Below are 15,426 nucleotides of genomic sequence, written 5' to 3' on the forward strand. Positions count from 1 at the left end.
GCGACTTACGACAGGCCAGCCCGCGCCATGCCTTCGCGCAGATGGGCGCGGTCCTCCTCTCGACCGTAATGGGTCGTGGCAAGGAAAGCTTCGGCAGTGAACTGCGGCTGCGCAGCATAAACAAGGTCGGCATGGCGGCGCGCATCAGCGTCGTCGCCGCGCCACGCGTGGCATGCGGCCAGGAATACATTCTGCAAGACGTCGAATGCACCCAGGTGATGGAAGGCATCGATGGCATCGTCGTAGCGGCGCGCACAGAAATGCGCCTTGCCCAGATGGCTCCAGAACCGGGCCGGATGATGCGGATTGAGCCGCATCGCCTTTTCGATCCATTCCGCGCCCTCCTCGGGCTGGCCCATCCAGGTCAGTAACTCTCCCATCTGCACGACGACCAGATCGTAATTGGGATTCAGCGACAAGGCGCGCTCCTGGTGATAGCGAGCCTTGCCCAGATCGTTGCGCATGATTTCGATGGCCGCCATCAGACGATGGACATCGGCATCGTTATCGTCCAGTTCCGCCGCCTTCTTGATGGCAACTTCGGCCTGCGCCAGCGTGTCGTCAGGGTCTTCACTCCAGCCGTATCCCCAGGACTGGCCACGAATGCAGCCGCTCCAGGCATGCGCATGCGCATAGTCCGGATCAAGGCTAATGGCGCGGTCGATCAGCCGCATCGCCTCCTTGTTGTCCACGGGTGTGCTGCGGTGATGGAGCACCTTTGCCGCCAAGACACATTCATATGCCGCCAGGTTCGAGGGTTTCTTGCGTGACAACTGATCCGTCTTCGACGCCTCGATACGGCCCGGAAGCGTCGCGACCACTGCCGCCGTGATCTCGTCCTGAATGGCAAAGATATCGTCCATTTCCCGGTCATAGCGCTCGGCCCAGATATGGGTGTCGCGGTCGCTGTCAATCAGCTGCACGGTGACACGCAGGCGATTACCCGCCTTTCTGACACTGCCCTCGACGATGTATTGCGCCCCCAGCTTTTCGGAAACTTCTCGCAGGTTCACCGCCTTTCCCTTGTAGACAAAGCTGGAATTGCGCGAGATGACAAACAATTCGTGGCGTCTGCTGAGCTCGGTCAGGAGATCCTCGGTCAACCCGTCGACAAAGAACTCCTGTTCCGGATCGCCGCTCATGTTTGCAAAGGGCAATACGGCGATTGTCGGCTTCACAACTCGGGTCTGTTCTTCGCCGGACGTCGCGGACGGTATCGATGGCAGTTCGAGCGCCACGCGATAGGCGCGTACCGGCTGGCTGAGATTCTTGAGCGCCAATTCACCCATATCCTGGAACTGAAGCTCCATCTGACGGCAGACCTGGTCATGCACCGCAGACGAGATCAGAACCTCACCCGTGCCGGCGGCCTGCTCCAGCCGGGCGGCGACATTCACGCCGCTGCCAAAGATATCGCCGTCCTGACAGATGATATCGCCCAGATTGATGCCGATACGAAACCGGATGCGCCTGTCTTCGGGAACATCCATGTTACGCCGGCACATCCGGGTCTGAACCTCGACCGCGCAGGCGACAGCGTCTCGGGCACTTGCGAACTCCACCAGCATCCCATCGCCGGTCGTCTTTATGATGGTCCCGCGATTGAGCGAGATAGAAGGGTCGATCAGTTCGATACGATGGGTGCGCAGCCGGGCCAGCGTACCTTGTTCGTCGGCCTCCATAAGCCGGCTGTAGCCCACCATGTCAGCCGCCAGAACGGCGGCAAGCTTGCGATCCATCGCCATTCTCCCAGGAAAACATGATACTCCTCCAGCCGCGACTTCTCCAGCCTCTTTCGTGAGGCTGGAGACGTGAGGCCGCAGATCGTCGGGCAGATCAAATCCTTTGGTCGTTGTCGCGCATGAGCACAGGAATGCTGCTCTGGTTCGACTGTGTTTTGGCCCGCGCCGAACCCCATGTCCACCTCATGCGGCGAACAGGAAACCCTTGGGTTTCTTTGTCAAAGACCGGCGAACTGTTCTGACAGCCGCGCAGTTTCCCGATCAAGCCCGTAGGGTGCGTTGACGACGAACATGCCAGATCCGACCATGCGATGGCCCTGGCGCACAGGGGGAAAGCGGACTTCGTGGCGCAAGACACCCGGCAGGTCCAATCGCTCCAGACCGGCCAGCATCGCCTTGTGGCGCCCGTCCGTCAAAATCGGATACCACAACGCGATCACGCCCACGTTCCATTTGCGATGGAACTGGCCGATGATCCCCGGAATCCGGTCGTAGTCGGCCTTCACCTCGTAGCTGGGGTCGATCAGCATCATGCCCCGCCTGGGATCGGGAGGCAGCAGCGATTGGGCCATGTCGAAGCCGTCCCGGGCATGGATACGCGCCGGGAACGACGCCATCGCGACAGCGAGCGCGGCGCGCTCCTGCGGATGCAGTTCAGCGAGGTGCATCGTATCGCCCGGCCTCAGCAGGTGCGCCGCAATCAGGGGAGACCCAGGATAGGCCATCGCCCCTTCCTGATCATGGACCCTGTCCAGAACGCCGATCAGCGGGTGATCGGGCCTGAACCAGTTTTCGGTCTGCGCCCGGCCTATTCCGGCGGCCGCTTCTCCGGTCTTGACCGCCTCGGCCGCATCCAGCCGGTACAGGCCGCGCCCGGCATGGGTTTCGATATAGCAAATCGGCTTGTCCTTGCGGGTCAGATATTCGAGCGCCACCGCCAGAACAGAGTGTTTCTGCACATCGGCCAGGTTTCCGGCATGATAGATATGCTGATAGGATAGCATTTTTCGTCCTGACCCAGCCTTGCCCGCGTCAACATGGCGGATTGGCGCTGATTCCCACGGAATCGGCTCTTTTACACATTGCGTCCGCGCCCTATAAGTCAATCCGCCCGGACCCGTCGAGTCGTGGGTAATCGCAACAATCGAGATGAGCAGGATCAGCCGGAATGGGGTTCTTTGACAATTTGAGTGGTCTGTTCGCCGCGGACATGGCCATCGACCTGGGAACCGCCAACACGCTGGTCTATGTCAAGGGCCGCGGGATCATCCTGTCGGAACCTTCCGTGGTTGCCTATCACGTCAAGGATGGCGTGAAGAAGGTTCTGGCCGTCGGCGAGGACGCCAAGCTGATGCTGGGCCGGACGCCAGGCAGCATCGAGGCGATCCGCCCGATGCGCGAAGGCGTGATCGCCGATTTCGACACCGCCGAGGAGATGATCAAGCACTTCATCCGCAAGGTGCACAAGCGATCGACCTTCTCCAAGCCCAAGATTATCGTCTGTGTCCCGCATGGCGCCACACCGGTCGAGAAACGCGCCATTCGTCAATCCGTTCTGAGCGCGGGCGCCCGTCGCGCCGGCCTGATCGCCGAACCCATCGCGGCGGCCATCGGCGCCGGCATGCCGATCACCGACCCCACCGGCAACATGGTCGTCGATATCGGCGGCGGCACCACCGAGGTTGCCGTTCTTTCGCTGGGCGACATCGTCTATGCCCGTTCGGTCCGTGTCGGTGGCGACCGGATGGACGAAGCGATCATCAGCTATCTGCGCCGCCAGCAGAACCTGCTTGTGGGCGAAAGCACGGCCGAACGCATCAAGACCTCGATCGGTACCGCCCGGATGCCGGACGACGGACGCGGCCAGTCGATGCTGATCCGCGGCCGCGACCTGCTGAACGGTGTGCCCAAGGAGATCGAGATCAGCCAGGCCCAGGTTGCCGAGGCGCTGGCCGAACCGGTGCAGCAGATCTGCGAGGCGGTGATGACCGCACTGGAAACCACCCCGCCCGATCTGGCCGCCGATATCGTCGATCGTGGCGTCATGCTGACCGGCGGTGGCGCCCTGCTGGGCGATCTGGATCTGGCCTTGCGCGAACAGACAGGTCTGGCTGTTTCCATCGCCGATGAAAGCCTCAACTGCGTGGCTCTCGGTACCGGAAAGGCGCTGGAGTACGAAAAGCAGCTGCGCCACGCGATTGACTACGACAGCTAAGACGCGCAGATTCCGGGACACGATCCAGGGACATGGGTCGCCGAACGGCGGCCGGCAACGCACCGGAAAGGAGCTTCGTGGCCAAGGACCGTTCACAACGCGAGGATTTTTCCGCCCCCCTCCGCCGTCTGCTGTTAGGGGTCATCCTGTTGTGTCTTGTCAGTATTTTCCTTGTCTGGAGGATCGACAGCCCGCGCGTTGAGCGGTTCCGTGCGCAGGTGGTGGACACGGTCGTTCCCTCGTTGGACTGGGCCATGGCGCCCGTGACCGGCGTGATCAACCTGGTACGCGACTTCCAGAGCTACCATAGACTCAGCGAACAGAACCGCGAATTACGCAGTGAGTTGCGCCAGATGCGGGCCTGGAAAGAAGCCGCGCTGCAACTGGAGCAAGAGAACGCACGACTGCTCGACCTGAACAACGTGCGCCTCGACCCGCGGTTGACCTATGTGACCGGCGTCGTCATGGCTGACAGTGGTTCGCCCTTCCGGCAATCGGTCCTGCTCAATGTGGGCGCGCGCGACGGCATAGTCGACGGTTGGGCCGCGATGGACGGGATCGGCCTGGTCGGACGTATATCGGGGGTTGGCCAGAACACCGCACGCGTGATCCTGCTCACCGATGCGGCAAGCGCAATTCCGGTGACGATCCAGCCTTCGGGCCAAACCGCCCTGGCTGTTGGCGACAACACCCCGGCACCGACAGTGGATTTTCTGGAAAATCGGGAACATGTCAGGCCCGGCGACCGTGTGGTGACCTCTGGTGACGGCGGCGTCTTTCCGGCGGGGCTACTGGTGGGACAATTGGCAGAGGACCCCTCGGGCCGGTTGCGCATCCGCCTGTCCGCCGATTACGAAAGGCTGGAGTTCCTGCGAATCCTCCGTCATCACGGCATTGAAAAGGTCGAGGACCACGGCGGAATTGTGGGAGCTGACCTCCCTCCCGGCCAAGCCCCTGCCGTATCCTCCGAGGCGACCGATGGATAACTTCTCGCCTTCGCGGATCTGGATCATGCGGCTGGTCTATATCGGCATCGCACTGGCCATCCTGTTCTTTCAACTCCTGCCGCTCGACGCCAGACCCTCGCGCTGGGCCGGCCCGGACTTTCTGCTTGCCATGACCTTGGCCTGGACGCTGCGGCGGCCCGATTATGCGCCCGCGCTGCTCGTCGCGCTGGTCATGCTTCTGGCCGATCTTCTGCTGCAACGACCGCCGGGGCTTCTGGCGGCACTGACGGTCGCGGCATCGGCGTTCTTGCGAAACCGGCTGTCTGGCCAGGGCGAGACCGGCTTCATCGGAGAGTGGATTTCGGTTTCGGTGGTTCTGATCGCGCTCGCGCTGTTCTACAGGCTTACCCTGATCGCCACGGCCGTTGATCGGGCGCCCTTGACGCTTGCTGCTTCTCAGGTCGTGCTGACGATACTGTGCTACCCGGCGGTTGTTGCCGCCAGCCAGACCCTGTTCGGGGTGCGCCGACTGACCCCGTCAGACGCCGAAGCCTTGGGAGCGCGTTGACATGAGGCGTTCACAGCGCGAATTGGACAAGGTTCACCGGACATTGACCCGCCGGACCCTGGTTCTGGGTGGCTTGCAGGCCGCCTTCGTCGGCGGACTGGCAATGCGGATGCGCTACATGCAGGTCGAGCAGGCTGACCAGTTCCGCTTGCTGGCAGAAGAGAACCGCATCAACATTCGCCTGCTGCCTCCGACCCGCGGCGAGATTTTCGACCGCAATGGCAAGATTGTCGCCGAGAACATCCCATCGTACCGCATCGTCATCGTGCGGGAGGACGCCGGCGATGTCGAACAGGTCATCTCGAACCTGCAACGGCTGATTCCGCTCGACCCGGAGGAACTGGAACGTGCACGGGCGGAAATGCGCCGGTCCCCCCCGTTTCTTCCGGTCACGTTGGCCGACCAGATCAGTTGGGAGGATATCTCTAAAGTTGCCGTCAACGCTCCCGCCCTGCCAGGCATAACGCCTGAGGTCGGATTGACCCGCGTCTATCCGAACGGCACCGATTTCGCACATGTCGTCGGATATGTCGGCCCCGTCAGCGACTACGACCTGAGCCAGATACAGGATCCCGAACCCGTTCTGCGAATCCCGCGGTTTCAGATCGGCAAGGTTGGGCTCGAAGCCCGGCAGGAAGAACTCTTGCGCGGCAAGGCCGGAGCGAAGCGGGTCGAAGTCAACGCGACCGGTCGGGTCATGCGGGAACTTGACCGCCGCGAAGGCCAACCCGGCGCCGACCTGCAACTGACCATCGACACCGATCTCCAAGCCTATGTGCAGGCGCGCTTGGGGAACGAAAGCGCGGCAGCGGTCGTTGTGGACTGCGACACAGGTGACCTGCGCGCCATTGTTTCGGCCCCCAGTTTCGATCCGAACCTTTTCGTCAGGGGTATTTCGGTGGCCGACTATCGCGCCCTGACCGAAGACCCTTACAGACCCCTGGCCAACAAGGCTGTTCAGGGCACCTATCCACCCGGCTCGACCTTCAAGATGATCACCGCCATGGCCGCTCTGGAGGCCGGTTTGCTGGGACCCGACGAGACTGTCTACTGTCCCGGTTACCTGGAAGTCGCAGGCCGCAAGTTCCACTGCTGGAAGCGCGGCGGTCACGGGCATGTGGATCTGGAGAATTCGCTCAAGCAGAGTTGCGATGTCTATTACTACGATGTCGCGCTGAAGGTCGGCATCGACAAGATCACCGCAATGGCGCAGGAATTCGGGCTGGGGGTTCGGCATGATATTCCGATGTCGGCGGTTGCAACAGGGCTGACGCCCGACCGGGCATGGAAATCCCGTGTACACAAACAGGATTGGTTGATCGGGGACACAGCCAACGCCTCTATCGGCCAGGGATACATGCTGGCTTCGCCGCTCCAGCTTGCCGTGATGAGCGCGCGCATTGCCACAGGCCGCCGGGTCGAGCCCCGACTGGTGAAATCCGTCGATGGCGTCGAGCAACCTTCCGGCGGCGGTGAGGATCTGGCGCTGAATTCGGCCAATCTCCGCAAGCTGCGCCGGGCAATGTACGCCGTGAGCAATGACAGGCGCGGCACGGCCTATCGCAGCCGAATCCTGACCGACGAATTCAGGATGGCTGGCAAGACCGGAACCAGCCAGGTGCGCAACATTACCGCCGCCGAACGTGCCGCCGGGGTAATCCGAAACGAGGATCTGCCGTGGGAGCGGCGTGATCACGCTCTGTTCGTCTGCTATGCGCCTTTCGACAATCCCAAGTATGCCGTCTCGGTCGTCGTCGAGCATGGTGGGGGTGGATCGGCGGCCGCGGCACCCATTGCCCGCGATATCATCCTGCAAGCGCTTTACGGCGGGTTTCCGCCGCTTGAAGCCTATCCGTCAGAGGATCGCAGCCGCGTGTCCGCGCAGCAGGAAAGGCTCCAGCGCGAGTTACGGCCGAAGATCAAGCCAGACGACAAGGACCGAGCATGAGTTACCTTGAATACTCGGTGAAATCGACGCCCACGGGCCTGCGCAAGATTCTCTACATGAACTGGCCCCTGACGCTGTTGTTGATATCGGTCGCCTCGGTGGGGTTCCTGATGCTCTACTCGGTGGCGGGCGGCTCCTTCCGTCCCTGGGCCGAACCGCAGATCAAGCGGTTCGCCGTGGGACTGGCAGTCATGACCTTTGTCGCGATGGTTCCCATCTGGTTCTGGCGCAACATGGCGGTCGTGGCTTATTCCGTCTCTCTGCTTCTGCTTGTCATGGTGGAGTTGTTCGGCGCCATCGGAATGGGCGCGCAGAGGTGGATCGACCTTGGCTTCATGCGTCTTCAACCCTCCGAATTGATGAAGATCACGCTCGTCATGCTGCTGGCGGCCTATTATGACTGGCTGCCCGGGAAGAAAACATCGCGGCCGCTGTGGGTTCTGATCCCTGTCCTGATCATTCTGGTGCCGACAGGACTGGTGCTTAAACAACCTGACCTTGGAACCGCCATCCTTCTGCTGGCCGCCGGCGGCGGCCTGATGTTTCTGGCCGGCGTGCACTGGAGCTATTTTGCGGCGGTGATCGCCGCCGGTGTAGGTCTGATCACCGCCGTGTTCAAAAGCCGCGGAACAGAGTGGCAACTGCTCAAGGACTATCAGTTCCGTCGTATCGATACGTTCCTGGATCCCTCCTCGGACCCCCTCGGCGCCGGATACCACATCACCCAATCCAAGATTGCCCTCGGGTCCGGCGGCTGGTCCGGACGCGGTTTCATGCAAGGGACGCAATCGCGGCTGAACTTCCTGCCCGAAAAACACACCGATTTCATCTTTACGACCCTGGCCGAGGAATTTGGCTTTGTCGGCGGATTTTCTCTTCTGTCCCTATACGCCCTGATCATCGTCTTCTGCATCGTGACAGCGCTCGCTACCCGTGACCGCTTCTCCTCTCTGGTCACGATGGGAATCGCCATCAATTTCTTCCTGTTCTTCGCAGTAAACATGTCGATGGTGATGGGTCTTGCCCCCGTCGTCGGCGTGCCGCTGCCGATGGTCAGCTATGGCGGTTCGGCCATGCTGGTTCTGATGGTTGCCTTTGGCCTGGTGCAAAGCGCCCATATCCACCGACCCCGCTGACATCGGAAAGGATCGCCATGACCGTGAATGTAATGTTCTCCGCCCCACCCCGGCTGTGGCCCGTCTACAAACCACTGCTTGAAAACTATCTTGACGAAATGGGCATCGACGTCGATCTGAAGACCGGGTTTTCTCCAGATGTGGTCGACTATGTGGTCTATGCTCCAAGCGGGCTTCGCGACTTCACGCCATTTACCCGGCTCAAGGCGGTTCTCAGCCTCTGGGCCGGGGTTGAGAGCATTGCCGACAACACGACCCTGACGGTTCCGCTTGCGCGCATGGTCGACCATGGCCTGACCCAGGGGATGACCGAATGGGTGGTCGGCCACGTGCTACGGTATCACCTGGGAATAGATGCCCATATCCACGGTCTGAAAGGCGAATGGCGGCAGGACGTGCCGCCGCTGGCCAGCGAACGGGCGGTCACGATCCTCGGACTGGGGGCGTTGGGACAGGCGGCGGCTGTGGCGCTGGCCGCGCTTGGATTCCGCGTCACGGGTTGGAGCCGCTCAGCCAGGGATGTTCCCGGCGTCACCTGCCTGCATGGCGGCGATGGGCTGAAAACGGCTCTGAACAGTGCCGAAATCGTGGTGCTCCTGTTGCCCAGCACACCGGCCACGGAAAACACGCTGAATGCCGAAACACTGGCACTGCTGCCGCGTGGAGCGCGTATCATCAATCCCGGGCGTGGCCCGCTGATCGACGACACGGCACTCCTGGCGGCACTCGACAGCGGCCATGTCGGACATGCGACGCTTGACGTCTTCAGAACCGAACCGCTGCCCGCCAGCCATCCCTACTGGACTCATCCCAATGTCACTGTCACGCCGCATATCGCCTCCGAGACCCGCCCCGTCACGGCCGCAAAGGTGATCTGCGAAAACATCCGGCGCGGAGAAGCAGGCGAACCCTTCCTGCATCTGGTCGACCGCGGCCTGGGGTACTGAAAGGGCCAAAGGCCCTTTACGCTCTGCCGGAGGCGAGATTTTTCGACGAAAAATCTCAGGCCGCTATCAAACCCCTGCCTTTGAGCAAGGCCTCCACCCCCGGCATGCGTCCACGGAAGGCCAGGTAGAGGTCTTGCGCTTCGCGCGAGCCACCGGTCGACAGGATGTGCCGTTCCAGCGCCTGTGCCCGATCGGGGTCGAACGCACCACCGGCCTCGTTGAAGGCGGCGAAGGCGTCGGCATCCATGACCTCGGACCACATGTAGCTGTAATATCCCGAACTGTAGCCATCGCCCGCAAAGACATGAGCGAAATGCGGCGTCGCATGGCGCATCGTGATCGCGCGGGGCATGCCGAGCGCAGCCAGCGTTTCAGCCTGCGCGGCCATCGGGTCGGCAGGGGCGGTACCGTCATGGAAATCCAGATCCACCAGCGCCGAGGCCACATACTCGACAGTCTGGAAACCCATGTCGAAATTCGCCGCTCCCAGCACCTTGTCGAGCATCGCCTGAGGCATCGGGGCGCCGGTTTCGGCGTGGGTGGCGAACTCGGCCAGAACCTCGGGCACTTCCAGCCAGTGTTCGTATAGCTGGCTGGGCAGTTCGACGAAATCGCGGGCCACCGAGGTGCCCGAAATGCTTTCATAGGTCACGTCCGACAGCATCTGGTGCAAGGCGTGGCCGAATTCGTGAAACAAGGTGCGCGCGTCGTCATAGGAAAGAAGCGCCGGATCGCCCTTTGCGAAGTTGCAGACATTGATGACCACCGGAGTTTGCACGCGCGGGAACCGCGCCTGCGACCGCATCGCCGAACACCAGGCGCCCGAGCGCTTCGAGCCACGCGCGTAATAGTCACCGATGAAGACGGCCAAATGGTCTCCGTTGCGCGTCACCTCCCAGGCACGGCAATCGGGGTGGTAAAGAGGGACATCAAGCGGCCTGAATGCCAACCCGAACAGGCGATGCGCGCAGGCAAAGGCTGCCTCGATCATGCGATCGAGTTGCAGGTATGGTTTCAGCGCGGCTTCGTCGAGATCGTGTTCAGCCTTGCGGCGTTTCTCGGCATAATAGCGCCAGTCCCATGGCTCCAGATCCCCATTGATGCCGTCGGCATGCATCATCCTGGTGAGAACTTCCGCATCCGACTCGGCCCGCGCCCGGGCCGGGTGCCAGACCTGCATCAGAAGTTCACGCACCCGTCCGGGTTCGCGCGCCATCTCCGTTTCCAGCTTGTACTCGGCAAAGCTCCGGTACCCCAGCAGCCGCGCCCGCTCTTCGCGCAGGCGCAGGATCTCGGCTGCAATTTCGCGATTGTCGGTCTCGCCGCCATTGGCCCCACGCGCAACCCAGGCGCGATAGGCGCGTTCGCGCAGATCGCGGCGGGGCGAGAATTGCAGGAAAGGCGCGATCAGCGACCGCGAAAGCGTGACGACCGGCCCCTTGGCGCCTTTCTCGGCGCCGGCGGCGCGAGCGGCATCGACAACGAACCCCGGCAGGCCATCCAGATCGGAATCCGACAGTTCCATGAACCATTCCCGTTCATCGGCCAGCAGGTTCTGGGTGAACTGGGTGCCAAGCGCGGCAAGCCGGCCCTTGATCTCCTTCATCCGCGCTTCGTCATCGCCGCTCAACGCCGCGCCCGATCGCACGAAGCCGCGATGCGTCAGCATCAGCACGCGGCTTTGCTCGTCGGTCAGATCCAGCTGCTCGCGTGCCTCCCATACGGCGGCGACCCGGGCAAACAGCGCCTTGTTGGCCGAGATCTCCGAGAAATGCGCGGCCAGCTTCGGAGAGAAATCGCGTTGCAGCCCTTCGCGTGCCGGGTTGCTGTCGGCCCCGGCCACGGTAAAGAACACGCCCAGCACCCTGTCCAGCGCCTTGCCCGCCCCTTCGAGCGCCTCGATCACATTGGCGAAGTTCGGCGGCTCGGAGTTTTCCGCGATCGCCGCGATTTCAGCGCGATGGGCGGCAAGCGCCTCTTCCAGAGCCGGTGCGAAGTCTTCGTCCTTGATCCGGTCAAACGGGGCAATTTCGAACAGGGTCTGCCATTCGGCGAGAAGCGGGTTGGTCATCGAGGTCTCCTTTGACGCACAAGCTAGAAGCGCGAACCGTGATGGTCCAGAGGGCCAATGTCGCAAACCGGCTTGCATGATCTTTTTGCGGCCTTCACCTTCGGGACCAGGAGGAATTTCAATGCACAAGACCAATCGCCCGACCGGACCGATGACCACTGCCATTCACGCAGGCGAGACGCCGGACCCATCCACACTGGCCTCGGCGCCGCCCATTCACATGTCGTCGACCTTTGTGTCCGAGGAAGTCTCGGGATTTTCGGCCCATGACCTGACACCGGACAGCCCTTTTGCCTATACCCGCTGGGCCAATCCGACCGTGGCAATGCTGGAGGCCAAGATCGCCGCCATGCAGGGAACCGAGGCCTGCCTGTGCACGGCATCAGGCATGGCGGCGGCGGCGGCCATCTTCTTCACCTTCCTGTCCGCGGGTGATCATGTGATCGTGTCGGATGTTTCCTATGCCGGGGTTGCCGAACTGGCGCGTGACACCCTGCCCCGGATGGGCATCGAAGTCAGCACGGTGGACATGTCCGATCCCCAGACCGTGGCGGCGGCAATCCGCCCGAACACCCGGCTGATCCATACCGAAACACCCGTCAACCCCATCGGCCGTCTGACCGACCTGGCCGCCATATCGGGCTTGGCCCGGCAGGCGGGCGCGCTGCTCAGTTGCGATGCAACCTTCGCCTCGCCCATCGGGATGGATACAGTAGCGCTGGGTGTCGATCTGACCATGCATTCGGTGACCAAGTACATTTGCGGCCATGGCGACGCGGTGGCGGGTGCGGTCTGCGGCCGGGCCGATCTGGTGGCGAAAATGCGGGTTGAGGCCGCCATTCATCATGGAGGTGTCCTGTCACCCTTCAACGCCTGGCTGATCGCGCGAGGCGCGGCCACCCTGCCGCTCAGGATGAAGGCGCATGCCGCCGGCGCACAGGCGGTGGCCGAATGGCTGGAAGCCGACCCCCGCGTGACCCGCGTGATCTACCCCGGCCTGCCCTCGCACCCGCAGGCGGACCTGGCCGCGCGTCAGATGTCGAACATGTCGGCCATGATCTCGTTCCAGGTCGGGGATGCCGCGACCGGCGAACGGATTGCACGGCAGATGATCGACCGGATGGAAGTGATCCATTATGCCGTGTCGCTTGGCCATCACCGAAGTCTGATCTTCTGGATGGCAACCGAAGGATTGATGGAAACATCTTTCCGTCTCCAGGGACGGCAACGCGACGCCTATCGCGCCTTTGCCGGTGACGGGATCTTCCGCTTGTCGGTGGGGCTGGAGGATCCCGAAGACCTGATTGCCGATCTGGACCGCGCATTGGGCTGATTTATCGCACCCCGGACATGCGGAACTTGATCTGCCTTAAGGTGGGAGGAGGCAAGCGGTGACATCCTGTTTCGGAACTTTTCGAAACAGGAGACGCTCCGATGGCCCAAAAGTATACCGCATTTCCATCACCCGAAGCCTTTGCAGACATTTTGAAGTCACTGCAGGCTCCGGCGCCGATGACCACGCTCGTCTCACCGCAGATGGAGCAGTTCTGGGACGCCCAGGAAAAACTGCTGAGCGAATCCGAACGCTTTACCCGCCACTGGTTCGAACGTCGCCACGAAGCGATCCGGACTGCGCTGGATGCCGCCCGGACGGCCACCTCGTCGGAACGCGCGGATCCGGCCAAGGCGATGGAGGCCATGCTCGACTGGCAACGTCACTCTGTCGAACGGCTGGTCGAGGATGCCCGCGAATGGTTCGACACCGTATCGCGCTGCGCCGATTATGTCACCAAGACCGAAGCCGAAGCGGTGGGGGAAACGATCGGCGAAGCCAAGGAGCTGACCAGAAAGGCAACCCGCTCAGCCAAGTCCGAACCGATCTGACACAGACAGCCAAGGGAGACGGGCCAGATGTACCGCAATATTCTTGTTCCGGTGGCCTTCGATGAGGGTCACGATACAGAGGCCGCCTTTCTGGCGGCGCGCAAACTGGCAAGCGATGATGCGAAATTCACCGTTCTGCACGTGATGGAGGCGATCCCGGCATATGTCACTTCCCAGATCCCTGACGAAATCATGGCGCACAGCCGCGACGATGCCAACAAGGCGTTGAGACAAATGGCCGCCGGCCTGCCCGGCGCGACGGCGGTGATGGCGACCGGCCATGCCGGGCGTGGCATCGTCGACCATGCCGCGGCGCATGACATCGACTGCATCGTCATCGCCTCGCACAAACCGGGCTTCGAGAACCTCTTTTTGGGGTCCACGGCCGACCGGGTGGTGCGGCACGCGAAATGCGCGGTGCATGTGATACGCTAGGTTCAGGACGGCCCGCCGCAGGCTGGGCAACCCTCTCTGCGGGTCAGGCGGATCTTGCGGCTTTCGCCATAGAGCGCGTCGTAGATCAGCATCTCTCCCTTGAGCGCGGCGCCTGCGCCGGTGATCAGTTTGATGGTCTCGACCGCCATCATCGCACCGACAACGCCAGGGAGGGGTCCGATAACACCGGCCTCGGAGCAGGACGGCGCCAGGCCCGGCGCCGGCGCCTCGGGGAAGATGCATTGATAGCAAGGGCCGTGGTCGGCGGGGTGGAAGACGCTGAGTTGCCCTTCCCATTGCGCCAGCGCACCCGAGACCAGCGGTTTGCCCTGCGCCACGGCAACCCGGTTCGATAGATAACGGGTTACGAAGTTGTCGGTGCCATCAAGGATCAGGTCGTAGTCGGCAAACAGCGCGTCGGCGACATCCTCGGACAGCCTCCGATGATAGGGACGGACAACGACGTTGGGATTCTGCGCCTCCATCGCCATTTTCGCGGAAAACACCTTGGGCAGCCCGATATCGGCATCGCGATGGATCACCTGGCGTTGCAGGTTTGCGTTTTCGACGACGTCGTCGTCGATCACCCCGATGGTCCCGACCCCTGCCGCGGCCAGGTACTGGAGCGCGGGCGCGCCCAGCCCGCCCGCCCCGATCACCAGAACGCGGGCCTTTTTCAGCTTTTTCTGCCCCGGCCCGCCCAATTCGCGCAACACGATGTGGCGGGCGTAACGATCAAGTTCCGTTTCCGAAAACGTACCGCCAGGTTTGGGGGCAGCCACTTCGGGCCGGGCACGCGACTTCAACCAGGTCACGATACGCCCATAGGCCATGGCCAGCGCAGCAAAACCCCCGATCAAGAGCCACAGCGCCGGCGACTGGCCAGTCGCCATGCGCACGGGATGGCCATCGGGCAAGGCAAACTGCGCCAGCATTACAAACAGGAACAGGACGGCCAGCAGAGCAATTCTGGCCTGCCGCGAAACGCCCATCGCCAGACCCAGCCCCCAGAGAATTGCCGCGCCACCCAGAACCAGCAGCATCAGCTGCGCCCCGTCGAGCCGAAGCCGCCCGCCCCGCGGGCGGTTTCCTCCAGCGTTTCAGTCAGTTCGAACACTGCCCGGATCACGGGCGCCACAACCAGTTGCGCGATCCGCTCACCATGGTGGACCGTGAACGGCTCGGTACCGGCGTTCAGCAGTATTACCCCGAGCGGGCCGCGATAGTCACTGTCGATGGTGCCTGGCGCATTCGGCAAGGTGATCCCATGTTTCAGGGCAAGACCTGACCTGGGACGAACCTGGATCTCGTACCCGGCCGGAATTTCGACTCTCAGCCCGGTCGGAATCAGCGCACGCGCCCCGGGCGCGAGCACGACCGACCCACGATCCGCCAGGTTGGCGCGCACATCCGCACCAGCCGAACCCTGCGTTTCATAAGAGGGAAGCTGGACATCCGTATCGGCATCCTCGTCGCGGATCACACGTATCGAAACCATCTGGACCTCATCATCTTGCGTCACCGAGATTTTTC

General features: G+C 62.4%; 14 protein-coding genes. 9 read left to right on the top strand and 5 right to left on the bottom strand.

All coding sequences use genetic code 11. The features are described 5' to 3' along the window. Nucleotides 1-5 precede the first annotated feature (5 nt). Nucleotides 6-1,739, bottom strand: coding sequence for an adenylate/guanylate cyclase domain-containing protein (locus BLT75_RS04160; protein WP_093028210.1), 1,734 nt, complete (start codon nt 1,737-1,739; stop codon nt 6-8). 221 nt (nt 1,740-1,960) lie between these two features. Beyond that, on the bottom strand, nt 1,961-2,746 hold the full coding sequence (locus tag BLT75_RS04165) for a 23S rRNA (adenine(2030)-N(6))-methyltransferase RlmJ (protein WP_093027969.1): 786 nt from the start codon (nt 2,744-2,746) through the stop codon (nt 1,961-1,963). A gap of 164 nt (nt 2,747-2,910) precedes the next feature. On the opposite strand from BLT75_RS04165, the gene BLT75_RS04170 reads away from it, so the two are divergent. The 6 genes from BLT75_RS04170 (at nt 2,911) to BLT75_RS04195 (ending at nt 9,503) form a co-directional block, all read left to right on the top strand. After that, nucleotides 2,911-3,957 carry a rod shape-determining protein gene (locus BLT75_RS04170; RefSeq protein ID WP_011046181.1) on the top strand — a complete coding sequence of 349 codons (1,047 nt, stop codon included), beginning with the start codon at nt 2,911-2,913 and terminating at the stop codon, nt 3,955-3,957. A gap of 77 nt (nt 3,958-4,034) precedes the next feature. Next, the gene (gene mreC / locus BLT75_RS04175; protein ID WP_093028212.1) at nt 4,035-4,943 is read left to right on the top strand and encodes a rod shape-determining protein MreC; all 909 of its coding nucleotides are present in this window, start codon (nt 4,035-4,037) and stop codon (nt 4,941-4,943) included. Continuing rightward, entirely contained in the window at nt 4,936-5,472 is a 537-nt protein-coding gene (locus tag BLT75_RS04180; RefSeq protein ID WP_093027971.1) for a rod shape-determining protein MreD, read from the top strand. Before mreC ends, BLT75_RS04180 begins: the two co-directional genes overlap by 8 nt. 1 nt (nt 5,473) lies before the next feature. Continuing rightward, nucleotides 5,474-7,420 (top strand): penicillin-binding protein 2, encoded by a 1,947-nt coding sequence (gene mrdA, locus BLT75_RS04185; RefSeq protein WP_093027973.1) that lies wholly within the window; start codon nt 5,474-5,476, stop codon nt 7,418-7,420. Further along, nucleotides 7,417-8,556: a rod shape-determining protein RodA gene (gene rodA / locus BLT75_RS04190; protein WP_093027975.1), complete on the top strand. Its 1,140-nt coding sequence runs from the start codon at nt 7,417-7,419 to the stop codon at nt 8,554-8,556. The genes mrdA and rodA overlap by 4 nt, the downstream gene beginning before the upstream one ends. 17 nt (nt 8,557-8,573) lie before the next feature. After that, nucleotides 8,574-9,503 carry a 2-hydroxyacid dehydrogenase gene (locus BLT75_RS04195; RefSeq protein WP_093027977.1) on the top strand — a complete coding sequence of 310 codons (930 nt, stop codon included), beginning with the start codon at nt 8,574-8,576 and terminating at the stop codon, nt 9,501-9,503. A gap of 55 nt (nt 9,504-9,558) precedes the next feature. Here BLT75_RS04195 and BLT75_RS04200 read toward each other — a convergent pair whose 3' ends face one another. Next, nucleotides 9,559-11,574 carry a M3 family metallopeptidase gene (locus BLT75_RS04200; protein ID WP_093027979.1) on the bottom strand — a complete coding sequence of 672 codons (2,016 nt, stop codon included), beginning with the start codon at nt 11,572-11,574 and terminating at the stop codon, nt 9,559-9,561. Between the two features lie 121 nt (nt 11,575-11,695). On the opposite strand from BLT75_RS04200, the gene BLT75_RS04205 reads away from it, so the two are divergent. The 3 genes from BLT75_RS04205 to BLT75_RS04215 all read left to right on the top strand — a co-directional run bounded on the left by BLT75_RS04205 (nt 11,696) and on the right by BLT75_RS04215 (nt 13,893). Continuing rightward, entirely contained in the window at nt 11,696-12,907 is a 1,212-nt protein-coding gene (locus BLT75_RS04205; protein WP_093027981.1) for a trans-sulfuration enzyme family protein, read from the top strand. 101 nt (nt 12,908-13,008) lie between these two features. After that, nucleotides 13,009-13,458, top strand: coding sequence for a phasin family protein (locus tag BLT75_RS04210; protein ID WP_093027983.1), 450 nt, complete (start codon nt 13,009-13,011; stop codon nt 13,456-13,458). A gap of 27 nt (nt 13,459-13,485) precedes the next feature. Further along, entirely contained in the window at nt 13,486-13,893 is a 408-nt protein-coding gene (locus tag BLT75_RS04215) for a universal stress protein (protein WP_093027985.1), read from the top strand. A 2-nt stretch (nt 13,894-13,895) separates the two neighbouring features. Here BLT75_RS04215 and BLT75_RS04220 read toward each other — a convergent pair whose 3' ends face one another. Together BLT75_RS04220 and dut are read right to left on the bottom strand one after the other, a co-directional pair. Beyond that, complete coding sequence (locus tag BLT75_RS04220) at nt 13,896-14,936, bottom strand: HesA/MoeB/ThiF family protein (RefSeq protein WP_093027987.1); 1,041 nt, start codon at nt 14,934-14,936, stop codon at nt 13,896-13,898. After that, entirely contained in the window at nt 14,936-15,391 is a 456-nt protein-coding gene (dut, locus tag BLT75_RS04225) for a dUTP diphosphatase (protein ID WP_093028214.1), read from the bottom strand. Before dut ends, BLT75_RS04220 begins: the two co-directional genes overlap by 1 nt. Between the last annotated feature and the right edge of the window lie 35 nt (nt 15,392-15,426).

This window comes from Ruegeria marina (assembly GCF_900101475.1).
Taxonomy (GTDB): domain Bacteria; phylum Pseudomonadota; class Alphaproteobacteria; order Rhodobacterales; family Rhodobacteraceae; genus Ruegeria_B; species Ruegeria_B marina.